The sequence below is a fragment of the Shinella sp. SUS2 genome (assembly GCF_001262505.1).
Lineage (GTDB): Bacteria > Pseudomonadota > Alphaproteobacteria > Rhizobiales > Rhizobiaceae > Shinella.
Genome location: NZ_KQ410726.1, coordinates 1 through 25,095, shown reverse-complemented (window position 1 = coordinate 25,095; position 25,095 = coordinate 1). Strand labels below are relative to the sequence as shown.

The following is a 25,095-nucleotide window of genomic DNA, read 5'->3' as shown; positions in this document are numbered from 1 at the left end:
GGTCGCTTACTTCCCCTTGCCGCGCGGACGGCTGCCGCCTGCCGGACGGCCACCACCAGGCTTGCCGCCCGAGGGGCGCCCGCCCGGTTTGCCGCCGAAGGACTTGCCGCCGGGCTTTCCGCCAAACGGCTTGCCGCCATCGCGGCGCGGCGGGCGATCCGAGAAGGACCGCTCACCCTCTGCACGGGGCTTGCGGTCGCCGAACGAACGCTCCCCCTCCGCACGGGGTTTGCGATCACCACGGGCCGGGCGATCCCCAAAAGAGCGCTCACCCTCAGCGCGGGGCTTGCGATCGCCGCGAGCCGGACGGTCCCCGAAGGAGCGTTCGCCTTCCGCGCGCGGACGACGATCGCCACGCGGCGGGCGGTCACCGAAATCGCGGCCGGGACGGGCATCGCCGGCGCCGGAGCGCGGGCGGCCGAAACCACCACGGCCACCGTCACCACGATCGCCTGCTTCCGGCTCGCTGGCGCGGATCCATTCGCCGTCCTCGTCGCGCGTCTTCAGGATGCGCGGCTTTTCCGCCCGGTCGTCGCCGGGACGGCCACGGGCCGGCCCCTTGCGATCGGGATCGAACTTCTTCGCCGAGCGCGTCAGCGCACCCTCGGCGGTGCGGCCATAGCGTTTGGTCTTCGGCGCGCCTTCGGGACGTTCGCGCGGCTCGCGCTTCACGCTCTCGGCGGCTTCCGCCTTCTTTTCGGCAACGGGACGGGCACCGGGCGCCATCCAGACATTCGACTTGCGCGCACGAACCGCCGGTTCGCGCTTCGGCTTGCTGTCGAAACGGTCCTCGTCTCGGTCGCGGTCTCTGCCACGGCCACCGTCACGCGGCTTGTCGCCGAAACGGTCGTCACGGCGGGTATCGAGCCGGGCACGGGCCTGCTCGCGACGGTCTTCCGGCTTCTCGCGCCGGCCGGCCGGCTTGTCGCCCCAGGCCGGAGCCTCGCTCCGGCTCTTCGGTGCCGGCTTCTCCTCGGCATCGACAGAGGCATGATCGAACAGCGGCGCGTCGAAATTCGCCTTGGATTCCTCGATAAGGCGCGGGCCGAGCTGGTCGCGCAGCGTGCGGCCGCGGATTTCCTGGGCATGGCCTTCCGGCAGTTCGCCGAGCTGGAACGGGCCGTAGGAGATGCGGATCAGGCGGTTCACGTCGAGGCCGAGCGCACCGAGCACGTTCTTGACTTCGCGGTTCTTGCCCTCGCGAAGGCCCAGCGTCAGCCAGACATTGGTGCCCTGCGTCTTGTCCAGCGTCGCATCGATCGCGCCATAGAGCACGCCGTCGACGGCAATGCCTTCCTTCAGCTTGTCGAGATCGGCCTGCTCGATCTTGCCATGGGCGCGCACGCGGTAACGGCGCAGCCAGCCGGTGGTCGGCAGCTCCAGCATACGGGCGAGGCCGCCGTCATTGGTCAACAGCAGAAGGCCTTCGGTGTTGATGTCGAGACGGCCGACGGACATGACACGCGGCAGGTCCTCGGGAAGGTTCTCGAAGACCGTGGGACGGCCCTCGGGATCGGCATTCGTCGTCACCAGGCCGGCGGGCTTATGGTAGAGCCAGAGGCGTGTGCGCTCGATGCCGCGGATCGGCACGCCGTCCACCTCGATATGGTCGGCAAGCGTGGCGTTGAGCACGGGCGTATCCAGCACCGTGCCGTTCACGCGGACACGGCCCTCCATGATCATGCGCTCGACATCGCGGCGCGAGGCGACGCCTGCGCGCGCCAGCAGCTTGGAGATGCGCTCGGGCGCCAGCTCGGCACTGGCGGATGCGGCCGGCGCGGGTTTGGCGGCCCGGGCGGGCTTGCCATCGCGCGGTGCGGGCTTGCCCGCGAACGGCTTCTTGGCGCCCGACGGCTTTCCGGCGGAAAACGGTTTCTTGTCCGCAGCGGCCGATGCGGCGCCACGCGGCTTGTGATCGCGGCCCGCGGGCTTGGTGCCCGGCCGTTTTGACTTGTCTTTGGATGTCATTTGTGTTGCCTGCGTTTTGCCGTGTCCTATCAGGTCAGGCGTCCGGGGTTAAGAGGAATTCGTGCCGTCGATGACAAATCGCTTCATGGGGATCGCGCTCGAGGAAGCCCGGGCAGCCGGCGCGCGCGGTGAAGTGCCTGTCGGGGCGGTGCTGGTCATGGACGGCACGGTCATTGCCAGCGCCGGCAACCGCACCCGGGCGGAGAATGACGTGACCGCGCATGCCGAGGTCGCCGTCATCCGCGAGGCCGCCGGAAAACTCGGGCAGGAACGCCTCACCGGCGCCGATCTCTACGTGACGCTGGAGCCCTGCACGCTCTGCGCCGCCGCCATCTCGTTTGCCCGCATCCGCCGCCTCTACTACGGCGCGGAGGACCCGAAGGGCGGCGCGGTGGACAATGGCGTGCGTTTCTTCGCCCAGCCGACCTGCCACCACGCGCCGGATGTCTATTCCGGCATCAGCGGTGTGGAGGCGGCGGAGATCCTCAAGGAGTTTTTTGCCGAGCGGCGCTGATCAGCCCGCGGCGAACGTCTTCAGCTTGTCGCCGTCGAGGCGATAGCGGATCCATTCCGTTTGCGGCTCGGCGCCGAGCGCATCATAGACGCGGATGGCCGGCGTATTCCAGTCGAGCACGCTCCATTCGAAGCGCCCGCAGCCCTCTTCCACCGCGATGCGTGCGAGATGACGCAGCAGCATCTTGCCGACGCCCGTGCCGCGATGGGCGGGCGTGACATAGAGATCCTCGAGATAGAGGCCGTTCTTCGCCTGCCAGGTGGAATAGGTCTTGAAGAAGATGGCGGAACCGGCGGGCTCGCCCGCTGCCGTCTCGCAGATCACTGCGCGCGTGACGGACCCTTCGCCGAACAGCGAGGACCTGATGGTCTCTTCCGTCGCCTCGACAGCGTCGAGGGCCTTTTCGTAATCGGCGAGTTCGCGGATGAACCGCAGGATGGTCGCGGCGTCGCTGGCCGACGCCGGACGAATGCCATAGCCCGTCATGGCTTAGAACGGCCACCAGGAAGAACCGCTCTGCTTGGCCGCCTTGGCTTCCTTCTTGCGGCGACGTTCCTTCGTCTTCTCCGGCTCGCCAAGATCGGCCTGAGCCTCTTCGGGAAGGCGGCGATAATCCAGCGGCGGATCGCTCAGGTAACGACGCTTGTCGCCATAGGCGCCCATCTGCAGGCGACGCGCGTCGCGATAGGCCGCCGTCTGTTCCGATGCGGACAGCTTGCGGTTCGTCGCGTTCTGTCCGGCAAGCGGCGAGCGGAAGGTCGTGCTGTTGCTGTTTTCATCCGCCTCGGCGCGCAAGCGCGCGCGCATATCCTCAGGGCTTTCCAGCCACTCGGGATTGTCCTTGCTGGCAACGGACTGCTGCGGCGTCGTCAGCGCGACCTCATCCTTCGGCACGACGAGGCCACCACGCGGCTGGTAGCGGATTTTTTTCGCTTCCTCGTTGTTGGGACGAATCATGATGGCGTTGCCCACGTCGTCCACCAACTGCTCACCGGCAGTCTTGCCGGTGCCGTAGGTCGGTCCCATGCAGCCGGTCAGAACGAAGCTTGCGCCCAAGAGACCGATCAGGCCGGTACGCACCCGAATATTTCGCGTCATTCCCATGAATACCCTTCCAGCAGGGCCGGCGCCCCAAGGCCCGGGCACGGCCGCCGTCCCATGGCGGAAAAATCCGGCCAATTTCAGGCAGCTTTACCGGATGAAAACCGTAAGTGCAATTCATCCGGGGATATCGACGGCCGGAAAGCGCCGGCCGTCAACAGAGCTTCATTCTTTACGCAGCGCGGCGAAAGCCGATTTCACGCAGCGCGGCCGCATCGCGGGCCGAGACGTCCGGGTACTCGGCATCGGACCCGACATCCGTCGTGATGCGCCAGGAGCGGGCGCATTTCTGACCATCCGCGAGCTTCGGCTCGACCGCGACCTTGGCGACATCCGCCAGGCGGAACGCGTCGGCCGGGCCCTCGCCGGCAACCACGGTGATCGCCGAGGTGATGCAGATCTCCGCGAAATCCTGGCCTTCCAGCGCGGCAAGCAGCTCCGGATCGGCGATGGAGACGACCGGGGCGGCCTCCAGCGAGGCGCCGATGCGCTTTTCGCGACGTTCGATTTCCAGCGCGCCGGTGACGACCGAACGCACGGCGCGGATCTTCTCCCACTTGGCTTCGAGCGCGTCGTCGCGCCATTCGGCCGGAACGACCGGGAACTGTTCGAGATGCACCGAGACGGCATCGGGCTTGCGCGACAGCCAGGCCTCTTCCATCGTGAAGGGCAGCATGGGGGCGAGCCAGGTGACGAGGCATTCGAACAGCTTGCGGATGACGCAGAGGCTGGCCCGACGCTTCAGCGAGGACGGCGCGTCGCAGTAGAGCGCGTCCTTGCGCACGTCGAAGTAGAAGGCCGAGAGCTCGACATTCGAGAAATCGATGAGCGCGCGGGCGATCTTCTTGAAGTCGAAGGCATCGTAGCCTTCGCGCACCAGCGCATCGAGTTCCGACAGCCGGTGCAGCATCAGCTTTTCCAGCTCCGGCATATCGGCATAGGCGATCTCCTCGCCCGTATCGTGCGCCAGCGTGCCCAGCATCCAGCGCACCGTGTTGCGCAGCTTGCGGTAGGCGTCGATGTTGGTCTGGATGATCGTCTTGCCGAGGCGCTGGTCTTCCCAGTAGTCGGTCGTCATCACCCAGAGGCGCAGGATGTCGGCGCCCGATTCCTTCATCACGTCCTGCGGCGAGACGACGTTGCCCTTCGACTTCGACATCTTCTCGCCCTTCTCGTCCATGGTGAAGCCATGGGTGACGACGGCGTTGTAGGGCGCGCGGCCGCGCGTCGCGCAGCTTTCGAGCAGCGAGGAATGGAACCAGCCGCGATGCTGGTCAGAGCCTTCCAGATAGACGTCGGCTGGCCATTTCAGGTCCGGGCGGTCTTCAAGCGTGAAGGTATGCGTCGAGCCCGAGTCGAACCAGACATCAAGGATGTCCATGACCTGCGTCCACTTGGCCGGGTCATGGTCGTTGCCGAGGAACCGCTCCTTGGCGCCTTCGGCAAACCAGGCGTCGGCGCCCTCTCCTTCGAAGGCGTCGAGGATGCGGGCGTTGACGGCGTCATCGACCAGCACCTCGCCGTTCTCGTCGGCGAAGATGGCGATCGGCACGCCCCAGGCACGCTGGCGCGACAGAACCCAGTCCGGGCGGCCCTCGATCATGGCGCGCAGGCGGTTCTGGCCGCTGGCGGGCACGAAGCGGGTGTCGTCGATCGCCGAAAGCGAGCGCGAGCGCAGCGTGGTGCCGTCGCCGAGCTCCTTGTCCATGTAGACGAACCACTGCGGCGTGTTGCGGAAGATGACCGGCTTCTTGGAGCGCCAGGAATGCGGATAGGAGTGCTTGATACGGCCGCGGGCGAACAGGCAGTTCGCGGCGATCAGCGCCTTTATGACGCGCTCGTTGGCATCGCCCTTCTTGCCGTTGTCGTCCATGACGCGCGCGCCGTCGAAACCGGGAGCGTCGGCGGTGTAGAAGCCGGCGTCGTCGACCGGGAACGGGATTTTGGACGAGATACCGCGCGCTTCCAGCTGGCGGGCATTGGCCGTCCAGGCGTCAAAGTCCTCGCGGCCATGGCTCGGCGCGGTGTGCACGAAGCCGGTGCCGGCGTCGTCGGTGACGTGGTCACCATCCAGCAGCGGGACCTTGAAGTCGTAGCCGAGAGCAGCCAGCGGATGGGCGCAGACGACCGCCGCCAGTTCTTCCGGCGCGATATCGCGGAGGAACCTGAAGGTGAGCTTTGCCTTGGCGGCCGATTCATCGGCAAGACGGGTGGCGAAAACCAGCTTCTCGCCGGGCTGCGGGCCGAAATCGTTCTGCGCGCTCTCGACCTCGTAGAGGCCATAGGGATAGCGCGACGAGAAGGCGATGCCGCGGTTGCCGGGGATCGTCCAGGGCGTGGTCGTCCAGATGACGATGGAATTGCCAAGCAGATCGGCCGGACCTTCGGTCACCGGGAACTTCACCCAGATCGCATCGCTCTCGACATCCGCATATTCGACTTCGGCTTCGGCCAGCGCGGTGCGCTCGACCACCGACCACATGACGGGCTTGGAGCCGCGGTAGAGCTGGCCGGACTTGGCAATCTTCAGGAGTTCGCCAGCGATGCGCGATTCCGCGTGGAAGGCCATCGTCGTATAGGGATTGTCGAAGTCGCCCTCGATGCCGAGGCGCTTGAACTCGTCGGCCTGGATCTTGATCCAGCCGCTGGCGAAGTCGCGGCATTCGCGGCGGAATTCGTTGACCGGAACCTCGTCCTTGTTCTTGCCCTTCTCGCGGTACTTCTCCTCGATCTTCCACTCGATCGGAAGGCCGTGGCAGTCCCAGCCGGGCACGTAGTTGGCGTCGTAGCCGCGCATCTGGAACGAGCGGTTGATGACGTCCTTGAGGATCTTGTTCAGCGCGTGGCCGATGTGGATGTTGCCGTTGGCATAGGGCGGGCCGTCGTGCAGCACGAATTTTTCGCGGCCGGCGGCCGAAGCGCGCAGCTTCTTGTAGAGGCCCATCGTCTGCCAGCGGGCCACCGTTTCCGGCTCCTTCTGCGGCAGGCCGGCGCGCATCGGAAAGTCCGTCTGCGGCAGGTAGAGGGTGGACGAATAATCGACTTTTTCGGGCGTATCGGTCATGGATATGGCTATCGTCTTTTTACGCGCGCGTTTGCGCATGCGGGGATATTGTCAGGTTCTGACGGCGGGGGCGTTCAGGAAACGCCCGAAATCCCGGACCTTCCGGCCTCGCTCAGAGCGCGCGGAAGGCCGGGCCACTAATTCGCAGATCGATGGTCAGCCGGTTGAGCATCATGCGCGCGGTCTTACGGCGTTTTCGGTCGTTTGAAAAGACGGGTGGCTTATATTTGGGTCCCCCGCCGCCCCGCCGGAGGAACGGCCCCTCATCCGGCCTGCCGGCCACCTTCTCCCCGCAAGCGGGGCGAAGGGGATATGTCGTACCGTTTTCCCCAACCAATACCAGTTTGTTGGGCAAGTCCCCTCTCCCCGCTTGCGGGGAGAGGGTTAGGGTGAGGGGCAAAGTTTGCGCTCAGAAACAGAGCCGCTGGTCGACGACCCCGAGCGGCGTGACGCCCGACAACAGCGCCCGCGCCTCCTCCTCGTCGCGCTTCATCTGCACGACCAGCGCATCGAGGCCATCGAACTTCAGTTCGTCGCGCAGATGACCGAAGAAGGAGACGGCAGAGACTTCGCCGTAGAGATCGCCGGAGAAATCGAAGAGGAAGGTTTCGAGCAGCGGAACGCCGTTCGAGGTGACCGTCGGGCGGCGGCCGTAGCTGGCGACGCCGTCGTGGAGGCTGCCGTCGGGGCGGCGGAAGCGCACGGCGTAGATGCCGTTGCGCAGCTCCACTTCCGGCGGAAGCTGCATGTTGGCGGTCGGATAGCCGAGCGTGCGGCCGAGCTTCTTGCCGTCGATGACCTCGGCCTCCACCGTATAGCGATAGCCGAGCTGGCCGGCGGCCTCGGTGACGGCGCCTTCGCCAAGCAGTGCGCGGATGAAACTGGAGGAGATGACCGAGGCGTTTTCGTCGCGAAAAGCATCGACCAGTGTGACGCCGAACCCGTTGCCCTCGCCGGCGTTCATCAGGAAGGCCGGACCACCCTCCCTGCCCTTGCCGAAGTGGAAGTCGAAGCCGGTGACGACTTCGGAGGCGTGCAGCCAGTCCAGCAGCACGGCGTTGATGAAGTCGTTCGCCGACATTTCGGAGAAGCTGCGATCGAACGGATATTCGATGACGGCGGAAAAGCCCATGCCTTCAAGGATGCGGGCCTTCAACGGCGCAGGCGTCAGCCGGAAGACCGGGCGCTCCGGGCGGAAGACCGTGCGCGGATGCGGCTCGAAGGTCAGCACCAGCGCGGGGATACCGCGGTCTTTCGCAATGTCGAGCGCGCGTTGCAGCACGGCCTGGTGGCCGCGGTGCACGCCGTCGAAATTGCCGATGGCGATGACGCCGCCGCGCAGATGCTCCGGCAGCGGCTCCTTCGTCTCGTTCCTGTGAAAAACCGTCATGACGACCGTCTCCGTCACTGCAGCCGGGGCATCCACCATTTCGGGTGAGTGCCCTCCTCCTTCAGGAAGGCCGAAAGCTTCGCCTCGTCGGTGCGGCCGGCCTCGACATAATGCTGCGCGTGGATGCCGCCCGAAATATAGAGCACATCGAGCCCGAAGGCTTCCGCGCCGCGCACGTCCGTCGGCATGCCGTCGCCGATGGCGATCACCCGTGAGAGATCGAAATCGCCATGCACGTCGCGCGCCTCGGCAATCGATTTCTCGTAGATCGGCCGATGCGGCTTGCCGGCGATCTGGCTCGTGCCGCCCAGCTCCTCGAAGAGCTTGGCGATCGCACCGGCACAGGGGATGAGCCGGTGGCCGCGCTCGACGACGAGATCGGGATTGGCGCAGATGAAGGGCAGCTTCCGCGCCGCAAGCGCCGTCAGCTCGGCGCGGTAATCCTCGACGGTCTCCGTCTCGTCGCTGCGCAAGCCTGCGCAAACCACGATGCCCGCTTCGTCCAGCCCGACCGGTTCGACATCGAGGCCGTCGAGCAGAGGCAGGTCCTTTTCGGCACCGATGAAATAGATCTTCTTCGGCCCTTCCGCGATCAGCGCACGGGTGACGTCGCCCGAGGTGACGATGCGGTCATAGGCGTCGTCGGTGACGCCGAGGCCGCGGATTTGCACCTTTACACCGGGATGCGGGCGCGGCGAGTTGGTGATCAGCACGACGGCAAGGCCAGCGGCGCGGGCCGCAGCAAGGGCTTCCGATGCATAGGAGAAGGCTTCGACGCCATTGTGCAGGACACCCCAGACGTCGCAGAGGGCCACGTCGTAATGCTGCGTGATGTCGCTGAAGGATTGGATGCGTTGAGCCATCAGGGGATTCCCGTATCAAGGTCGAGCCCGGCTGACATCGCAAAGCGGGGGCAAGAAAACAAGCCTCTCCACACAATTTTGCCCCATCCACCGGCAAACTGCCGAAAATTCATCGCGGCGTCTTGATGGCGTGCGATGGCGCTCCCATCTGGCGGCTGGGTAACCATTCCGGGCGAAATATTTTGGAGGCGCCGTTCTTGACTCCAACCGCCCCGCCGCCTATCTCGGCATCGCTAGCACTCATGAAAGACGAGTGCTAACATCAATCCACCGGATCCATCTCGCGATCCGCAATGTCATTTGATCGAGGGATAAGACAATGGCAAGCACCACCTTCCGCCCGCTTCACGACCGCGTCGTCGTTCGTCGCGTCGAGTCCGAAGCCAAGACCAAGGGCGGCATCATCATTCCGGACACCGCCAAGGAAAAGCCGCAGGAAGGCGAAGTCGTCGCCGTCGGCTCCGGCGCCCGTGATGACTCCGGCAAGGTCGTCGCACTCGACGTCAAGGCTGGCGACCGCGTTCTGTTCGGCAAGTGGTCGGGCACCGAAGTCAAGCTCGACGGCGAAGACCTTCTGATCATGAAGGAAGCCGACATCATGGGCATCATCGGCTGATCTGCCGGTAATCCCTTTCCAATTCAGCTGACACCTCTTCAGGAGTTCTCACAATGGCAGCCAAAGAAGTCAAATTCGGCCGCACCGCGCGCGAAAAGATGCTGCGTGGCGTCGACGTCCTCGCAGACGCAGTGAAGGTAACGCTCGGCCCGAAGGGTCGCAACGTCGTTATCGACAAGTCCTTCGGCGCACCGCGCATCACCAAGGACGGCGTTTCCGTCGCCAAGGAAATCGAACTGGAAGACAAGTTCGAGAACATGGGCGCCCAGCTCGTCCGTGAAGTTGCTTCCAAGACCAACGACATCGCCGGCGACGGCACGACGACCGCAACCGTTCTTGCCCAGGCTATCGTTCGCGAAGGCCACAAGGCCGTTGCCGCCGGCATGAACCCGATGGACCTGAAGCGCGGCATCGATCTCGCCGTCGCCGAAGTCGTCAAGGATCTCCAGGCCAAGGCCAAGAAGATCAACACCTCGGAAGAAGTCGCCCAGGTCGGCACGATCTCCGCAAACGGCGACAAGCAGGTCGGTCTCGACATTGCCGAAGCCATGCAGAAGGTCGGCAACGAAGGCGTCATCACGGTTGAAGAAGCCAAGACCGCCGAAACCGAACTCGAAGTCGTCGAAGGCATGCAGTTCGACCGCGGCTACCTGTCGCCCTACTTCGTGACCAACCCGGAAAAGATGGTCGCCGACCTCGAAGACGCTTTCATTCTCCTGCACGAGAAGAAGCTCTCGAACCTCCAGGCGATGCTCCCGGTTCTCGAAGCCGTCGTCCAGACCGGCAAGCCGCTGGTTATCATCGCTGAAGACGTCGAAGGCGAAGCCCTTGCTACGCTCGTCGTCAACAAGCTGCGTGGCGGCCTCAAGATCGCTGCCGTCAAGGCTCCGGGCTTCGGCGACCGCCGCAAGGCCATGCTGGAAGACATCGCCATCCTGACGGGCGGCACGGTCATCTCCGAAGACCTCGGCATCAAGCTCGAAAACGTAACGCTCGACATGCTCGGCCGTTCGAAGAAGGTTTCGATCTCCAAGGAAAACACGACGATCGTCGACGGTGCCGGCCAGAAGGCTGAAATCGAAGGCCGCGTCGCGCAGATCAAGGCCCAGATCGAAGAAACCACCTCCGACTACGACCGCGAGAAGCTGCAGGAACGTCTTGCCAAGCTCGCTGGCGGCGTTGCCGTCATCCGCGTCGGCGGCTCGACGGAAGTCGAAGTGAAGGAAAAGAAGGACCGCATCGACGACGCCCTCAACGCGACGCGCGCTGCCGTTCAGGAAGGCATCGTACCGGGCGGCGGCGTTGCCCTGCTCCGTTCTTCCACGAAGATCTCCGCCAAGGGCGAAAACGATGACCAGGAAGCTGGCATCAACATCGTTCGCAAGGCGCTCCAGGCCCTGGTTCGCCAGATCGCCGAGAACGCTGGTGACGAAGCTTCGATCGTCGTCGGCAAGATCCTCGACAAGAACGAAGACAACTACGGCTACAATGCCCAGACCGGCGAATACGGCGACCTGATCTCGCTCGGCATCGTCGATCCGGTCAAGGTTGTCCGCACGGCTCTGCAGAACGCCGCTTCGGTTGCCTCGCTGCTGATCACGACGGAAGCCATGATCGCCGAACTGCCGAAGAAGGATGCACCGGGCGGTATGCCTGGCGGCATGGGCGGCATGGGCGGTATGGACATGATGTGATAGGCGAAAGCCTATTACAGCGTGACCATCAAGCTTCGCCCATGCATTAAAGTTGGTTCAGCGCGTCAAGCGCGCTGAACTGGCAGCATGGACATGATGTAAGACCTTCGGGTCCTGCATCTGAGCCATCCGGTTCAGTTCGGAAAGGGCGGTCTTCGGGCCGCCCTTTTTGCTTTTGGGGCGGCAGAGGAGCTGCATCGTTACCGTGAAAAGAATTTTTCCATTTGTACAATAATTATCAAAAAGTCGTTGATGGTATCAAAAAACCAACTATAAAGACGCACCAAGTGAACTTTAAAGATTCACCGGGGTTCAGGCGCTGAAAATCGACGGTATTGCAGTCGATTTGTCGTGCAGCCGGATGTCCCCAAGCATTGGAAAGAAACCGCCGGGGGACCTGCATGAAGGTCAGCGGCGGTCTTCACGCGTACGTCCGATCCGATAGCAAAGACGGAGCCGGGCGCAGTTCTGTACATGAGAAAGTGGTTCGGCGGGCTTCGATGGTTGTCAGCCGGCACTACTTTTTAGCGTGTTTTGCGCCATCAAGGGCGAGACATGTCGGCCAAATTCGAGCAACTGCCTGAGGTCGTAGGTGTTCAAAATAATCAAGACTGATCTCTCGTCGCCCTTTCTGCCGGGCTCGATGGAGTTCGACGAGACGGACAATGAACTGCTCACGCAATATTGCGTGACGGAGCGCTGGACCGGTGATCTTTCCAACGGCCTCTTCACGCTGGGTGACAAGGCGGCGATGGCGCATGGCCTGCCGCAGCGCGCCTGCGGCCTTCTGAACCTCATCCGCTGCTACGAGCCGCTGGATCGCACGCGCGTGCTGGAGCTCTTCGAGCAGGCAGCGGCGTCCTCCTCGTCCTTCTGCTTCTCCACGACCATTCATCTCGACGGCGCGCCGCGCCAGCCGGTGTTCTGCGTCGGGGAATCGACAGGCCTCGAGGAAAAGTACGCCGGCTCCATCATCGGCGTCTTCATCTTCCCCCGCTTCCAGATCGACCTCGCCGGCCGCCGCTTCAAGCGACAGTAAGGCGGCTCAGGCCGCCTCGCTCGCGTCGAGATCCGGACGGATGCGCTCCACCGGAACCGGCCGGCCGAGGAAGTAGCCCTGCGCCTCGTCGCAGCCCTCGTCGAGCAGGATGTCGAGCTGGCTGCGCGTTTCCACGCCTTCCGCCAGAACCGGCACGCGCAGCGTCTGGCCGAGCGCCAGGATGGCGCGGATGATGGCCTTCGCTTCGGGGCTCGCCTCCACCTCGCTCATGAAGCTGCGGTCGAGCTTGATCTTGTCGAAGGGGAAGGCGCGCAGGGTTTCCAGCGAGGAATAGCCCGTGCCGAAATCGTCGATGGCGATGGTGACGCCGAAGGCCTTGATGCGGCGGAGCGTCTGGAGGGCGCGCTCCTTGTCGCCGATAATGGTCGATTCCGTGATTTCCAGCTCCAGCCGGTGCGGGCTGAGGCCGGTGTCCAGCAGCACCCGGTGCACGAGGTCGGCGACGTCGGCATTGCCGAGCTGTACCGGCGACAGGTTGACGGCGATCTTGTGCCCGTTGTTCCAGGTCGCCGCCTCGCGGCAGGCTTCGCGCAGCACCCATTCGCCGATCGGCAGGATGGCCCCCATTCTTCCGCGATCGGGATGAAGTCGCTCGGCGGTATGGTGCCGCGCACGGGATGGTGCCAGCGCAGCAGCACCTCGTAGCCGATCGTATCGCCGGAATTGACCGCCTTCTGCACCTGGTAGTGCAGTTGCAGCTCATTGCGCTCGACCGCCTGCCAGAGATCGTTGGCGATGAGGCGACGGCTGCGGGCGGCCTCGTCCATCGAGACCTCGTAAAAGCAGACCCGCTCGGTCAGCGCGTCCTTGGCGCGGTACATGGCAAGGTCGGCATTGTTGAGGAGAGCTTCGAGATTATCGGCATCCTGCGGATAGATCGCGACGCCGAGGCTCGCACCCGGCTTGATGTCGTAGCCGTCGATGCGGATTTCCTCATGCAGGCAGGCTTCCAGCCGCTGGATGAAGTCGTGGAGTTCGGCGATATCCTCGAAACGCTTGGCGGCGGCAAATTCGTCGCCGCCGAAACGGGCGACGGTTTCATCTGCCTCGAGGCAGGCCTGCATGCGCTTCGACAGCGTCATCAGCACCTCGTCGCCGGCCGCATGGCCACGCGTGTCGTTGATTTCCTTGAACTTGTCGAGGTCGATACCGATCACCGCCACCTTGCTGCCGGACCGGCGCGCCGAATCCAGATCGGCCTCGAGGCGGTTGTTGAAGTTCGCGCGGTTTGGCAGGCCCGTGAGGCTGTCGTGGCGGGCGAGGAAGGAGATCTGCTCCTCCGAGCGCAGCCGTTCGGAAATGTCCTCATAGGTGGCAACCCAGGCGCCATCCGGCAGCGTGCGGTAGCGCAGCTGCACGGAAACGCCATTCGACAGCTTCTCGACAAGAACGCCGCCATCATTGGCCAGAATGGCCGCCCGGCGTCGGGCGTACATGTCGCGCGCCCGCGGCTTCCAGATTGCCGGATCGACGAAGACGTCGGCGACGCCCTGGTCGACGATCTCGCGCAGCGTCATGCCGGGGCGGATACGGCCTTCCGGGAAGCCGAAGAGTTCGCTGTAGCGCTTGTTGGCAAGCAGCAGGCGCTCGTCCTTGTCGAACAGGCAAAGGCCCTGCGACATGTTCTCCAGTGCGAGGTCAAGGTTCTTCGTCACCTCGGCGAGACGGTCGGCATCGGCCTTTTCCTTCGTCACGTCCTTGGTGATCTTGGCATAGCCGACGAGTGCGCCGCCCGTGTCGTAGATCGCGTCCAGCACCACATTTGCCCAGAAGCGCGAGCCGTCCTTGCGATAGCGCCAACCTTCGCTCTCGTACTTGCCCTCTTCCCGTGCGGTGGTCAAAGCCCGCTCCGGCACGCCGGCCGCGCGGTCTTCCTCGCCGTAGAAGCGGGAGAAATGCTGGCCGACGACCTCATGCGCCTTGTAGCCCTTGTTGCGCTCCGCCCCCTCGTTCCAGTTGGCGACGCGGCCTTCCGGGTCGAGCATGTAGATGGCGTAGTCCTTGACGCCCTGCACGAGCATCGCGAACTGGCGCGTGCTCTCGTTGGCGGCAAGCTCGGCCTGCCGGGCGAAAACGGCGGCCGTCAGGCCGGTGAAGAGCAACGATAGGGCCACGGCGGCGATCAGCGGCACCATCAGGCTGGTCGACAGCATCGTGTCGTCGGGCGCCGGCATCAGGCCGGGCTCGATGGTCACGGCCGCCATGGCGGTGAAATGCAGCGAAACGACGCCGAGGGCCATCAGCACGGTGGCAAGCGCGCGGTCGCGCAAGCGCGCCTGCGGGCGCATGCAGAAGACAAGTGCAAGCGCGCCGAAGAGACCCGCACATATGATGGACGCCACGACATAGGCCGTATCCCAATGAATGGTCCCCGGTACCTCCATTGCAGCCATGCCGATATAGTGCATGGAGGTGATGCCTGCACCGAGCAGGAGCCCACCGGCGACAGCCGCGACCGTACCGGCAAAGTAGGCGGCGACGGCAAGGCCGATCGTCGTGACGACGATCGCGATAGCCAGCGAAGCCATCGTGAGCTCCATATCGAAGCCCATGAGCACGCCGGGATCATAAGCCAGCATCGCGATGAAATGGGTCGCCCAGATGCCGAAGCCGCTCGACGCACCGGCAACGCCCAGCCACAGGGTACGCGCGGTCCCCTTGGCCACCCCCGCCCTTTGCATCAGCGTCACGGCAACATAGCAGGACAGGAAGCAGATCAGAGCAGCGAGCAGGACAAGTCTCAAGTCGTGCTCGACGGTAATGCAGGTCAAGATGCGGAGCATAAAGGTCACCGAGGGGAGGCAAGATCGCTCCAATCAGCCGGACAACCCTAAAAAATCAATGAATTGTGGGAGCCGGGCAAAATCCGGCCTCCCTTACGTTAGTTCATACTTAATAAAAATCAAACCGGCACAACTGTTCCAACAGGGAACAAGCATTTCGCTCAACCTGCGCGTACACCGGCCTTCAGAGCGTCAGGGCCTTGAGATCCGTCGCGGGATCCTCCAGGACTGCACGCTCGGGCGTGCGCTCCATCTCGATCAGCTTCTTGCCGACCACATAGGCCTTGGCATCGTTGACCGCATCGACGGCGATCAACCTGCCCGCACGGAAGTACCAGACGGAGACACTGCCCTCGCGCGCACCGGGACGCACAAAGGTGTCGTCGAACCCCATGCAGAAGCCGGCGATCTGCAGCTTGACGTCATACTGGTCGGACCAGAACCACGGTTTCGGCTCGTAAGGCTCCTCGCCACCGGCAATGACCGCGGCAGCGGCCTCGGCCTGGTCAACCGCGTTCTGCACGGATTCGAGCCGAACCCGGCTGCCCTTGAAGGGCAGCACCGCGCAGTCGCCCATGGCGAAGATCGCCGGATCCGAGGTGCGGGCCTGGGCATCGACGACGATGCCGTTCGCGACCTCCAGCCCGGCATCGCGCGCCAGCTGGTCATTCGCGGCAACGCCGATGCCGGCGATCACCACGTCGACGGGCAGGACGAAGCCATCGGAAAGCTCCGCACCGGTGACCCGTCCGTTTTCGCCGAGCAGCCGGACGAGGCCGGTCTTTTCCCGCACATCGACGCCGCGCGCCGTATGGATCGCCTTGAGGATCGTGGCGGTTGCCGGCGAGGCGACGCGGGCGAGGATGCGGTCGGCCATCTCGATGACGGTGACGTGCAGCCCCCTGCCCCGTGCGACCGCCGCCGCTTCAAGGCCGATATAGCCACCGCCGACGACGAGCGCCCGGCGACCCTCCTGCATTTCGAGGCCGAGGCGGTCGGCATCACGGTAGTCGCGCACGGTGAAGACGCCGTCGAGGTCGCCGCCGATCTCGGCCGGCAGGCGGCGTGGCGTCGCGCCGGTGGCGAGCGCCAGCACGCCGTAGTGCAGCGTCGAGCCGTCGCTGAGCGTCACCGTCTTTGCGGCACGGTCGATGGCGGTGATTTCGGTCGAAAGGCGGATCTCGACATTGTTGTCCGGGTACCAGCTCTCCGGCCGGAACATCAGCCGGCCGAGGTCCGCCTCGCCGAGCAGGTATTTCTTGGAGAGCGGCGGGCGCTGATAGGGATGGCTCGCCTCGGCGGCGATGATGCTGATCGGTCGCTCGTCCTTCAGCGCACGCAGTTTAGCAACCAGGGCAAAGGCGGCCTGACCGCCACCCGCAACAACCAGTCTTCCCGTCACGATGTCTTCCGTCCCGTTTTCATTCTGTTTTTGCCTCCGGCAGAGGTAGCCCGGCGCGGCGGATGGCGTCAACGCACCGCCGCGCCGCCCGATTTTTCGTTTGCGTCAGGCTTTTGCCGGAATCTCCAGGCCCTTGATGGCCGCCGGGCGGGCCAGGCAGCGCTCCAGCCAGGCCATCACGGCCGGGAAGCCTGCATAGTCCAGCGCCGCGCGACCGCCATAGAAGACATCAGCGCCGCGGATCCACGGGAAGGTCGTGATGTCGGCGATGGTGTATTCGTCGCCCATGATCCACTGGCGATCCTTCAGGCGGTCTTCGAGGATAGAAAGCAGGCGCTTGGCTTCGTCGCGGTAACGCTCGGCAGGATAAGAATTGTTGGCCACCTTGTCGGCGGCAAACTTGTAGAAATGACCGAACTGGCCGAACATCGGCCCGACGCCACTCATCTGGAACATGACCCAGGCAAGCGTCTCGTAGCGTCCGGCGGCATCGGCCGGAATGAGCTTGCCGGTCTTCTCGGCGAGGTAGACGAGGATCGCGCCCGATTCGAAGAGGCCGATCGGCTTGCCGTCCGGGCCGTTCGGATCGATGATCGCGGGGATGCGGCCGTTCGGGTTCAGCGAGATGAAGTCCGCCGACTTGACGCCCTCCGGCCCGAACTCGATGCGGTGCGCCTCATAGGGCAGACCAAGCTCCTCCAGCGCGATCGATACCTTCACGCCGTTCGGCGTCGGCAGGGAATAGAGCTGGATGATGTCGGGGTTCTTTGCGGGCCACGTCTTGGTGATGGGGAAGGACGACAGGTCTGCCATGGAGGACTCCTTGCGATGGGACCTCATAGATAGGACAGATCGCCGAACGATGTCAGGGTGGTGCGGGAATTTTCCGGTCGAGGAAAGAGGGCCAGCAGCAGCCGGCCGCCTCTCGCCGCATGCCGAGCCTTCAGAGTGCGCCGCGCACCCGCGTGATGATTTCGGCGATCACCGCATCGCCCTCGTGCTCTGCCTTGCGGGCGCGCACGAGGCAGGCTTCCGACTTGAGGATCACGCCGTCAGAGAGGATCTTCAGATGGTTGGCCGTCAGCGTCGAGCCGGTCGAGGTGATATCGACGATGATGTCGGCCGAGCCCGAGGCAGGCGCCCCCTCGGTCGCTCCCAGGCTCTCGACGATGCGGTAGAGCTGGATGCCGTGATTGCCGGAAAAGAACTGCTGCGTGAGGCGCCAGTATTTCGTTGCGATGGTGAGACGCCGGCCATGGCGGGCACGAAAATCCTGCGCGACGTCGCCGAGATCGGCCATCGTATCGACGTCGAGCCAGATTTCCGGCACGGCGACGACGACATCCGCATGGCCGAAGCCGAGGCGGGCGCAGAATTCGACGCGGGCATCCGCCTCCGCCAGCCCCTCGCGCACCAGATCCTCACCGGTCACGCCGAAATCGACGGTGCCGTTGGCGATCTCGCGGGAGATTTCGGAGGCCGAGAGGAAGGCAATCTCGATATCGTCGCGTCCCTCGATGCGGCCGCGATAGGAGCGGTCGTTGCCGACGGCGACAACGGAGAAACCGGCGCGGGCGAGCACGGCGGAGCTGTCTTCCTTCATACGCCCCTTGGAGGGAAGGCCGATGGTGATGGTCATGCGGCAGCCCCCTTCACGCCCGCGATACGGTCGAGCCAGAGCGAGAAGCCGACGGCCGGAATGCGCTCCTTCGCCCCGAGCAGGGTCAGCAGCCGGTCGAAGCGACCGCCGCCGGCAAGCACCAGGGCTTCTCCGGCCGGCGCGATCTCGAAGACGAGACCGGTATAATAGTCGAGCGGGCGGCCGAAGGCGGCGCGATAGGTGATCGTCGCGGGATCGACACCGGTGGCGCGGAGCGCCGCGACGCGGCTTTCGAACGGCTCGAGCGCCGCGCCGAGCGAAAGGCCGGCCTTTTCCGCGAAGGCGGCGAGTGCGCCCGGGGCCTCGGAAAGGTTCAGTTCCAGCGCCAGGAACTCCTTGAGAAGCGCCAGCGTGCGGGCATCGAGCCGTGTGTTGGCCAGTTCCATCTTCTCACGCAGGCGCCGGGCGATATCGGCGGGGCTGCGGCTGGCATTGGTGGAATAGCCGGTCGCCTCCATCGTCGCGTCGATATGGGCGATCAGCGTCGCCTCGTCGTCGAGCTTGCCGAGAATGGCGAGGCGGTCAACCTCCGGGCCGAAGACGCCGTCGCGTGCCGGATTGGAAAGGTCGGCCATCAGCCGCTGCAGCTGTGCCTGGTTGCCAAAGGCATGAACGAGCCGCTTCTGCCACCCGCCCGGCAGGCCGCAGGCCGCCACGACAGCCTCGAAGACCGCCTGGTCGCCGAGCACCACGGAGAATGCAACGCCCGGCAGGCGGTTCATGAGAACGGCCAAGGCGTCATGCACCGCGCGCGCATCGGCCTTCGCGACATCAGGCTCGCCGAGATCCTCGATGCCGGCCTGGTAGAACTCGTTCGAGCCCTCGCGGCGCTGGCGGAACACCTCGCCGAGATAGGCATAGCGCTTGGGCGTGCCGGTCGCCGTCTCGATGTGGCGAAGGCAGACCGGGATGGTGAATTCGGGCCGGAGGCACAGACTCCTGCCGGTCTCGCTCTCCGTCAGGAAGATGCGCCGCCTGAGGTCCTCGCCCGCCATGTCGAGAAAGGGCTCCGCCGGCTGGATGACCGGCGTGTCCACACGCTCCGTGCCAAGCCCTTCGAGATCGGCGATGAGATCGGGCGCGAAAGCAGGGAGGTTGACGAGGGGCATATCAGCCGACCCGCGCCCGGTCTTCGGCCTGTGCATCGAGGATTTCACGAACCCTGGCGACGAGCTCGGCCTCCGGGACGGAGACCTGCGCCACGCGGGCCTCGCGCCAAGCGATGTTGTCCTCGATCTCGCCGGAAAGGCGCTTGCCCTCGATCAGGTCCTTGATCTGCACGAGGCCTTCGGCGCGTTCGTCGCCGCCCTGGATAATCGCAACGGGGGCGCCGCGGCGGTCGGCATATTTCAGCTGGTTGCCGAACTTCTTCCAGTTGCCCTGGTACATTTCGGCGCGGATGCCGGCAGCGCGCAGTTCCTGTGTGAAGCGCTGGTAGCGGCCCATGCTCTCGATGTCGCCGTCCATGACCGTGACGAGCACGGGGGCGACGACCTCGTCCTGGCCGAGCTTGCCGAGGTTCTTCAAGGCCGTCATCAGGCGGGAAACGCCGATGGAGAAGCCGGTGGCCGGCACCGGCTGCCCCATGAAGCGCGACACGAGGCCGTCATACCGGCCACCGCCGCCGACGGAGCCGAAGACGACCTTCTCGCCCTTCTCGTTGGTGACAGCGAACTGCAGCTCGGCCTCGAAGACGGGACCGGTGTAATATTCGAGGCCGCGCACGCAGGAGGGATCGACCTTGATGCGGCCGGCATCGTAGCCGGCGCTCGCGACGAGCTTTGCGATCTGCTCGAGTTCCTCCACGCCCTCGCGGGCGCGCTCGTTCTGCCCGAAACGGCTATCGAGCGAGGCGACGGTCTCGAGGTTGTCGCCGAAGGACGCGGTGTCGAGCACGCCGACCAGCAGCTCGATCCCGGCAGGGTCGAGGCCGACGCCCTTGGTGAAGTCGCCGCTTTCGTCCTTGCGCCCCGCGCCGAGAAGCTCGCGGACGCCGGGAATGCCGAACTTGTCGAACTTGTCGAGCGCGCGCAGGGCATTGAGACGGCGCGCCGTGTTTTCCTCGCCGCCAAGGCCCACGACCTCCAGCATGCCGTCGAGAACCTTGCGGTTGTTGACGCGGATGACGTAGTCGCCGCGGGCGATGCCGAGGGCTTCCATCGTGTCGGCAAACATCATGCACATTTCGGCATCCGCCTGCACGCCGGCAGCGCCGACCGTATCGGCATCGAACTGCATGAACTGGCGGAAGCGGCCCGGACCCGGCTTCTCGTTGCGGAAGACGTAGCCGGCGCGATAGGTGCGGTAGGGCAGCTGGATCTCGTTGAAGTTCTCCGCGACATGGCGGGCGAGCGGCGCCGTCAGGTCGTAGCGCAAGCTCATCCACTGGTCGTCGTCGTCCTGCAGCGAGAAGACGCCCTCGTTCGGGCGGTCGCTGTCCGGCAGGAACTTGCCGAGCGCGTCGGTATATTCGAAAAGCGGGGTTTCGACCGGATCGAAGCCGTAGTGCTCGTAGACCGCGCGGATCTTCGCGGTCATTTCGGTGAGGGCGCGGATGTCCGCGGCGTCACGGTCGACGAAGCCGCGCGGCAGGCGGGCTTTCAGCTTCTGCGGTTTTTTCTGCTTTTCGCTCATCGGGATACCCGAAATTCCTGTATTTCCGTTGCGGTTTCCCTAGCGGATTGGGCGGGCAGCGGCAAGGGCGGAAGCGCCCGGTGGCGTCACGGTCGGCGCGACAGCGCGTCCCAACTGTGCACGATGACGGCAGAAGCCGTCGGCGCTTCGGCGGCGGGGATGAGGATGGAATGGGTGTCGCCGCGAATGATGCCGCGCATTTCCGACTGAAAGGAAAGCCGCTTCATCTGCACATGGCCCTCCGGGATGGAGGTGACGGACAGTGCCGTGCCGCCGTAGATCTCGATGCTGGCGATCTCGCGGGCATAAAGGCCCGCCACCAATGCCCGGTCCTCCAGACAGTCGCGGTAGGAGCCGGTGATGTAGCGGCGGATGCTGGTTCCGACGACGGCACGCATCTCCGGGCTTTCGCGATACTCCTGCTGCGAGCCGCCGAGATAACGGATGTCGCGGCCCTCCCAGAGATTGCGGCTGTCGCGTGCGTTGAGGATCGCCTTCAGCAGGCGACGCTCGGTCTGCGCGTCGGCACGGCGCAGGAAATCGACGATGGCGCCGGTGGCGCGCAGATCCGGCACCGCGACGCCGCGCTCCCAGCGCGAGACGGTCGTCGGCGAGAAGCCGAGCTTCCAGGCAATGTCGTCCTGCGTCAACGCAACCTTGAGGCGATACGCGCGCAGCTGGTCGATAAGGTCATGGCCCGTGGAGAGGACGAAATCGGACATACTCAACCCATGGAAGCAAGCATAGATTTCCGCATCCCTCAGTCGAGCAAACGACCAGCGAGCCTGCTTTCTGATGAGCCCGATGTCGATTACCCTTGAGCCTAGGTAAACGATCATCATGACCGTTTGGCAAGCGGCCAGCGGCGATCGCATGAATGTTTTCCAACCGGCAACGACCGAGCCGCACCGGTGCCTTCCCGTCGGCACCTGGTGCCCGCCGGCGGCAACACCCTCTCGGACCGGACCGCATGAGCTTGAAATCGCCTCTGACCGCCTCTCGCCTCGCCCAGGTGGCGGAGCTTGCCGGCATGGACTGCCGGGAGATCGAAACCGCCTTCGTCTGCGAGGAGTGGAGCGCGGAACTGTCGACCGGCCTGCTCCGGCTCGGGACCGAGACGGCGCTCCTGCACGGCATAGCCGGCCCGCCCTGCGGCGTCATGGATCTCATCCGCCTCTATGATCCCGCCGACTGGGCGAAGGTGCTGCAGGCGCTTGAGGACGCGGCGACGCCACCGGTCACGTTCAGCTTCGCCACGACGATCCGCCCCGGTCCCGGCCTCTACCGGCCCGTTTTCTGCTTCGGCCAGTCGGAAGAAGCGGGCGGCACGATCAACGGCACGTTCGCGGTGGCGCGGCTGTGCGTCGAGATGAACGCGGAGCGCCCGAACCTGCTGAACTGATCCTGGTTTCGGCGCCCGTCTCAACGCCGCGCGTCTGACGAGGCGGGTTCTCGCACCAACGGCCGGCCGGCGACAAGCCCCCGGCAAGCACGTCGAAAAACGGCAGAGGCCCGCCGATTTCCTGGCGGGCCTCTCTACGGTTCCATGGATTGATGCGTCACTCGGCTGCCGGATTGCGATGCGCCGCCGAGGCCTCGACCAGCGAGGCAGCGATGGCCCGGGCCATCAGCAGCGTTGTTTCGCGAATTTCGGTGTTGGTGCCGCTTCTTGCCGACCGGATCAGGCGAAAGCCCTCCCGGAGCATGATCTCCTGCGCCTTGTCACAGGCCCAGCCCTCGAGTCGAGAATCGTCCATTGCAGGTGTGCTCGCCGCCATTTGTCCCCTCATGCCAAATCATTCAGCACAAAGCGGCACGTCGCTACTACGCACGCGTACGCCGACCCCAGAACTTGCGATGTATGATTTTGCCGCTCAACCTCAAGCTACATGATTCGCTGTAGAATCAAAGATATATTTGTGGCGGCAAGTCCTGAATTATGGCCGTTGCAGCTGATTTCTCTTCTCTTCGACTTCCGCGCGGCAAAAACAACCTTCCACGTGATCGTTGACGAGGCCCATGGCCTGCATGAAGGCATAGACGGTGGTGGGGCCGACGAAGGTCCAGCCGCGCTTCTTCAGGTCCTTTGAAAGCCGGACGGAGGTGGGTGTCGTCGGATTGGCGACGATCGTCTCCCAGTCCACCCGTGCCGGCCGTTCGTCCGGGCCCGGCTCGAAGCTCCAGAAGTAGCGGGCGAGCGTGCCGAACTCATCGCGCAGCGCCTGCGCCCGGCGGGCATTGTTGATCGTCGAGACGATCTTGCCGCGGTGGCGCACGATGCCGGCATCGGCAAGGCAACGGGCGATGTCGTCATCGCCGAAATTGGCAACCTTGTCGAAATCGAAGCCGGCAAAGGCGGCGCGGAACCCCTCGCGCTTGCGCAGGATGGTGAGCCAGGAGAGGCCCGACTGGAAGCCTTCGAGGCAGATCTTCTCGAAGAGACGCTGGTCGCTGACGACGGGATAGCCCCACTCCGTATCATGGTAACGGCGGTAGTCATCCAGATTGCCGGGCCATGCGCACCGCACCCGCCCGTCATCGCCGTCCAGAAGTCCCTTTGTCATACGCGCTCTCCGTTGCCTTTTTGTTCCGCTTTACCACTCATCAACCACATTTGGAAAGCGGGTAATAACCCTACTCAAAGCTTTATCGCCAACGTCGATATCGAATGAACGCCCGTTTACCATTCCCTTCATCGCAGGGTGCAAGCATCCCCGTCGAACCGGCGCTGCATTCCAGTTCCCGCGGCGCATCCCGGCACGATCAGTAGCGAGTACGTCCGATGTTGATACGAATCCTCCTTGCAACGACCCTTCTGTGCACGACCACGGTGGCCCAGGCGAACGAGCGCTACATGAGCCAGCCGCCGATCATCGTCAGCCCCGACCTCACCGCACCCTGGCTGATGCAGCTTACCGGCGGGGGCGTGCAGCCCGCCGTCAACACACGCCGCATCATCCAGCGCCAGAAGGTGCAGCAGCGCCGCGTCCTGCGCCGCGAAGGGGCGGCCCGTGTCCAGCAGGTCTCGGCGACCGGCACGGCGCGCAATCCGATCAAGTCGAAATTCGACCCGACATATCTGCCGCAGCTCGTCGACTATGGCAGCGAGCACAAGCCGGGCACCATCGTCATCGATACCAACAACCGATTCCTCTACCTCGTCCTCGACGGCGGCAAGGCGCGGCGCTACGGCGTCGGCGTCGGCAAGCCGGGCTTCGAATGGGCCGGCGCCCACAAGATCACCCGCAAGGCCGAGTGGCCGAGCTGGACGCCGCCGAAGGAAATGGTCGCCCGCGAAGCCGCCAAGGGCCACTACCTGCCGGCCTTCATGGAAGGCGGACCGGAAAACCCGCTCGGCTCGCGTGCCATGTATCTCGGCTCGACGCTCTACCGCATCCACGGCACCAACGCGCCCTGGACGATCGGTTATGCCGTTTCCTCGGGCTGCATCCGCATGCGCAACGAAGATGTCGTCGATCTCTACGAGCGCGTGAAGGTGGGCACCAAGGTCATCGTGATCTGATTCTGTGGTATCGGGGCCACAAGGCCCCGAAGAAATCCGCCCTCACAAGCGTCTTATACGGCCCCTCACTGATCAAAACCCATTGGCCCATTCTCTGCGTCCGATCGACATGACGCGCCATGGCTGGCTTTCGAGCCGCCGCCAGGCATCGCAGCAATGATCGACGATGTCGTCGTATGATTTGAACACGCGGTTTGATAACCAGTTGTCGCGCATGAAATGCCAGAGGTTTTCGACCGGGTTCAGCTCCGGCGATTTCGGCGGGAGTGGCAGAATGGTGATGTTTTCGGGCACGACGAGATTGTTGGACATGTGCCAGCCTGCCTGATCCATGATGAGGATAGCGTGCGCGTCGGCATCGACGTGTCGGGCGATTTCGGCCAGATGCTGGGTCATGGCGTAGGTGTCGCACCATGGCATGACCAGCGCCGCCGCCTTGCCGAGCTTGGGGCAGATTGCGCCGAAGATGTAGGCCGACCTTGTGCGCTGATCGTGCGGTGCTGAAGGCCGTGTTCCTCGCCTGGCCCATCGGCGGGTGATCTTGTTCTTTTGCCCGATACGGGCCTCATCCTGAAACCAAATCTCTATGCGTTTTCCTCGGGCCGCTCCAGCGGCAATCTCTGCCACTGCGGCAGGGAAGCTTTTTTAAAACCCTCAATGGGTTGAGGGTCTTGCGCGTGATGTTTGGGCCGAACAGCGAGCTTGCGATAGCCCATGGCCCGGACTTCGCGGCTGAGCGTCTGCTCGCTCACCGAAACGCGAAACTCCTCCCACAGCCATTGCGCCAGATCGCACAGACGCCAGCGAACGACGCCGTCGAGAT

General features: G+C 64.4%; 21 protein-coding genes and 2 pseudogenes. 6 read left to right on the top strand and 17 right to left on the bottom strand.

Annotation, left to right across the window (positions count from 1 at the left end; genetic code table 11):
- Positions 1–6: 6 nt before the first annotated feature.
- Positions 7–1,968 carry a pseudouridine synthase gene (locus AKG11_RS06995; protein ID WP_050743401.1) on the bottom strand — a complete coding sequence of 654 codons (1,962 nt, stop codon included), beginning with the start codon at positions 1,966–1,968 and terminating at the stop codon, positions 7–9.
- 70 nt (positions 1,969–2,038) lie between these two features.
- On the opposite strand from AKG11_RS06995, the gene AKG11_RS06990 reads away from it, so the two are divergent.
- Positions 2,039–2,482 (top strand): nucleoside deaminase, encoded by a 444-nt coding sequence (locus tag AKG11_RS06990; RefSeq protein ID WP_050743400.1) that lies wholly within the window; start codon positions 2,039–2,041, stop codon positions 2,480–2,482.
- Here AKG11_RS06990 and AKG11_RS06985 read toward each other — a convergent pair whose 3' ends face one another.
- The 5 genes from AKG11_RS06985 to AKG11_RS06965 form a co-directional block, all read right to left on the bottom strand.
- Positions 2,483–2,968 (bottom strand): GNAT family N-acetyltransferase, encoded by a 486-nt coding sequence (locus tag AKG11_RS06985; RefSeq protein ID WP_023513630.1) that lies wholly within the window; start codon positions 2,966–2,968, stop codon positions 2,483–2,485.
- A gap of 3 nt (positions 2,969–2,971) precedes the next feature.
- Positions 2,972–3,586: a hypothetical protein gene (locus AKG11_RS06980; RefSeq protein WP_023513631.1), complete on the bottom strand. Its 615-nt coding sequence runs from the start codon at positions 3,584–3,586 to the stop codon at positions 2,972–2,974.
- 169 nt (positions 3,587–3,755) lie between these two features.
- Positions 3,756–6,647 (bottom strand): isoleucine--tRNA ligase, encoded by a 2,892-nt coding sequence (ileS, locus tag AKG11_RS06975; protein ID WP_050743399.1) that lies wholly within the window; start codon positions 6,645–6,647, stop codon positions 3,756–3,758.
- A gap of 409 nt (positions 6,648–7,056) precedes the next feature.
- Positions 7,057–8,037, bottom strand: coding sequence for a bifunctional riboflavin kinase/FAD synthetase (locus tag AKG11_RS06970; RefSeq protein ID WP_050743575.1), 981 nt, complete (start codon positions 8,035–8,037; stop codon positions 7,057–7,059).
- A gap of 14 nt (positions 8,038–8,051) precedes the next feature.
- Positions 8,052–8,900 (bottom strand): TIGR01459 family HAD-type hydrolase, encoded by an 849-nt coding sequence (locus tag AKG11_RS06965; RefSeq protein ID WP_023517185.1) that lies wholly within the window; start codon positions 8,898–8,900, stop codon positions 8,052–8,054.
- A gap of 319 nt (positions 8,901–9,219) precedes the next feature.
- On the opposite strand from AKG11_RS06965, the gene groES reads away from it, so the two are divergent.
- From groES to AKG11_RS06950, 3 genes are all read left to right on the top strand, one after another.
- A complete protein-coding gene (gene groES / locus AKG11_RS06960) occupies positions 9,220–9,516 on the top strand; it encodes a co-chaperone GroES (protein WP_024271046.1) in 297 nt (98 codons plus the stop codon).
- A 53-nt stretch (positions 9,517–9,569) separates the two neighbouring features.
- On the top strand, positions 9,570–11,210 hold the full coding sequence (gene groL / locus AKG11_RS06955) for a chaperonin GroEL (protein WP_023517468.1): 1,641 nt from the start codon (positions 9,570–9,572) through the stop codon (positions 11,208–11,210).
- 592 nt (positions 11,211–11,802) lie between these two features.
- Positions 11,803–12,249 (top strand): hypothetical protein, encoded by a 447-nt coding sequence (locus tag AKG11_RS06950; protein ID WP_050743398.1) that lies wholly within the window; start codon positions 11,803–11,805, stop codon positions 12,247–12,249.
- A 6-nt stretch (positions 12,250–12,255) separates the two neighbouring features.
- Here the strand turns inward: AKG11_RS06950 and AKG11_RS35680 are convergent, their stop codons facing one another.
- The 8 genes and pseudogenes from AKG11_RS35680 to AKG11_RS06915 all read right to left on the bottom strand — a co-directional run bounded on the left by AKG11_RS35680 (position 12,256) and on the right by AKG11_RS06915 (position 21,471).
- Positions 12,256–12,897, bottom strand: coding sequence for an EAL domain-containing protein (locus tag AKG11_RS35680; RefSeq protein ID WP_256364419.1), 642 nt, complete (start codon positions 12,895–12,897; stop codon positions 12,256–12,258).
- A 65-nt stretch (positions 12,898–12,962) separates the two neighbouring features.
- Positions 12,963–14,822: pseudogene (locus tag AKG11_RS06945) on the bottom strand (diguanylate cyclase domain-containing protein); the annotation flags it as partial.
- Positions 14,823–15,237: 415 nt separating this feature from the next.
- Positions 15,238–16,455 carry an NAD(P)/FAD-dependent oxidoreductase gene (locus tag AKG11_RS06940; RefSeq protein WP_050743574.1) on the bottom strand — a complete coding sequence of 406 codons (1,218 nt, stop codon included), beginning with the start codon at positions 16,453–16,455 and terminating at the stop codon, positions 15,238–15,240.
- Between the two features lie 105 nt (positions 16,456–16,560).
- Entirely contained in the window at positions 16,561–17,268 is a 708-nt protein-coding gene (locus tag AKG11_RS06935) for a glutathione binding-like protein (RefSeq protein ID WP_023516045.1), read from the bottom strand.
- Positions 17,269–17,398: 130 nt separating this feature from the next.
- Positions 17,399–18,094 carry an ATP phosphoribosyltransferase gene (gene hisG / locus AKG11_RS06930; RefSeq protein ID WP_023516046.1) on the bottom strand — a complete coding sequence of 232 codons (696 nt, stop codon included), beginning with the start codon at positions 18,092–18,094 and terminating at the stop codon, positions 17,399–17,401.
- Positions 18,091–19,224 carry an ATP phosphoribosyltransferase regulatory subunit gene (locus AKG11_RS06925; RefSeq protein WP_023516047.1) on the bottom strand — a complete coding sequence of 378 codons (1,134 nt, stop codon included), beginning with the start codon at positions 19,222–19,224 and terminating at the stop codon, positions 18,091–18,093. The genes hisG and AKG11_RS06925 overlap by 4 nt, the downstream gene beginning before the upstream one ends.
- A gap of 1 nt (position 19,225) precedes the next feature.
- Positions 19,226–20,749: a histidine--tRNA ligase gene (gene hisS, locus AKG11_RS06920; protein ID WP_050743397.1), complete on the bottom strand. Its 1,524-nt coding sequence runs from the start codon at positions 20,747–20,749 to the stop codon at positions 19,226–19,228.
- An 86-nt stretch (positions 20,750–20,835) separates the two neighbouring features.
- A complete protein-coding gene (locus AKG11_RS06915) occupies positions 20,836–21,471 on the bottom strand; it encodes a helix-turn-helix domain-containing protein (protein WP_050743396.1) in 636 nt (211 codons plus the stop codon).
- A 248-nt stretch (positions 21,472–21,719) separates the two neighbouring features.
- Between AKG11_RS06915 and AKG11_RS06910 the strand changes: the two genes are divergently transcribed.
- Positions 21,720–22,151, top strand: a complete 432-nt coding sequence (locus AKG11_RS06910) for a hypothetical protein (RefSeq protein WP_023517095.1) — start codon at positions 21,720–21,722, stop codon at positions 22,149–22,151.
- 157 nt (positions 22,152–22,308) lie between these two features.
- On the opposite strand, the gene AKG11_RS06905 is transcribed toward AKG11_RS06910, so the two are convergent.
- Both AKG11_RS06905 and AKG11_RS06900 read right to left on the bottom strand, forming a co-directional pair.
- Positions 22,309–22,527: a hypothetical protein gene (locus AKG11_RS06905; RefSeq protein WP_130518699.1), complete on the bottom strand. Its 219-nt coding sequence runs from the start codon at positions 22,525–22,527 to the stop codon at positions 22,309–22,311.
- A gap of 159 nt (positions 22,528–22,686) precedes the next feature.
- Positions 22,687–23,313, bottom strand: coding sequence for a DNA-3-methyladenine glycosylase I (locus AKG11_RS06900; RefSeq protein ID WP_050743395.1), 627 nt, complete (start codon positions 23,311–23,313; stop codon positions 22,687–22,689).
- A 218-nt stretch (positions 23,314–23,531) separates the two neighbouring features.
- On the opposite strand from AKG11_RS06900, the gene AKG11_RS06895 reads away from it, so the two are divergent.
- Positions 23,532–24,272, top strand: a complete 741-nt coding sequence (locus AKG11_RS06895; RefSeq protein WP_023515777.1) for a L,D-transpeptidase — start codon at positions 23,532–23,534, stop codon at positions 24,270–24,272.
- 72 nt (positions 24,273–24,344) lie between these two features.
- Here the strand turns inward: AKG11_RS06895 and AKG11_RS06890 are convergent.
- Positions 24,345–25,095 (bottom strand): annotated as a pseudogene (locus AKG11_RS06890) (IS630 family transposase); the annotation flags it as partial.

Bases quoted from the DNA above. Each gene is read 5' to 3' on its own strand.
- AKG11_RS06995 (WP_050743401.1), bottom strand. From the start codon at position 1,968: ATGACATCCAAAGACAAGTCAAAACGGCCGGGCACCAAGCCCGCGGGC.
- AKG11_RS06990 (WP_050743400.1), top strand. From the start codon at position 2,039: ATGACAAATCGCTTCATGGGGATCGCGCTCGAGGAAGCCCGGGCAGCC.
- AKG11_RS06985 (WP_023513630.1), bottom strand. From the start codon at position 2,968: ATGACGGGCTATGGCATTCGTCCGGCGTCGGCCAGCGACGCCGCGACC.
- AKG11_RS06980 (WP_023513631.1), bottom strand. From the start codon at position 3,586: ATGGGAATGACGCGAAATATTCGGGTGCGTACCGGCCTGATCGGTCTC.
- ileS (WP_050743399.1), bottom strand. From the start codon at position 6,647: ATGACCGATACGCCCGAAAAAGTCGATTATTCGTCCACCCTCTACCTG.
- AKG11_RS06970 (WP_050743575.1), bottom strand. From the start codon at position 8,037: ATGACGGTTTTTCACAGGAACGAGACGAAGGAGCCGCTGCCGGAGCAT.
- AKG11_RS06965 (WP_023517185.1), bottom strand. From the start codon at position 8,900: ATGGCTCAACGCATCCAATCCTTCAGCGACATCACGCAGCATTACGAC.
- groES (WP_024271046.1), top strand. From the start codon at position 9,220: ATGGCAAGCACCACCTTCCGCCCGCTTCACGACCGCGTCGTCGTTCGT.
- groL (WP_023517468.1), top strand. From the start codon at position 9,570: ATGGCAGCCAAAGAAGTCAAATTCGGCCGCACCGCGCGCGAAAAGATG.
- AKG11_RS06935 (WP_023516045.1), bottom strand. From the start codon at position 17,268: ATGGCAGACCTGTCGTCCTTCCCCATCACCAAGACGTGGCCCGCAAAG.
- hisG (WP_023516046.1), bottom strand. From the start codon at position 18,094: ATGACCATCACCATCGGCCTTCCCTCCAAGGGGCGTATGAAGGAAGAC.
- AKG11_RS06925 (WP_023516047.1), bottom strand. From the start codon at position 19,224: ATGCCCCTCGTCAACCTCCCTGCTTTCGCGCCCGATCTCATCGCCGAT.
- hisS (WP_050743397.1), bottom strand. From the start codon at position 20,749: ATGAGCGAAAAGCAGAAAAAACCGCAGAAGCTGAAAGCCCGCCTGCCG.
- AKG11_RS06915 (WP_050743396.1), bottom strand. From the start codon at position 21,471: ATGTCCGATTTCGTCCTCTCCACGGGCCATGACCTTATCGACCAGCTG.
- AKG11_RS06910 (WP_023517095.1), top strand. From the start codon at position 21,720: ATGAGCTTGAAATCGCCTCTGACCGCCTCTCGCCTCGCCCAGGTGGCG.
- AKG11_RS06905 (WP_130518699.1), bottom strand. From the start codon at position 22,527: ATGGCGGCGAGCACACCTGCAATGGACGATTCTCGACTCGAGGGCTGG.
- AKG11_RS06900 (WP_050743395.1), bottom strand. From the start codon at position 23,313: ATGACAAAGGGACTTCTGGACGGCGATGACGGGCGGGTGCGGTGCGCA.
- AKG11_RS06895 (WP_023515777.1), top strand. From the start codon at position 23,532: ATGTTGATACGAATCCTCCTTGCAACGACCCTTCTGTGCACGACCACG.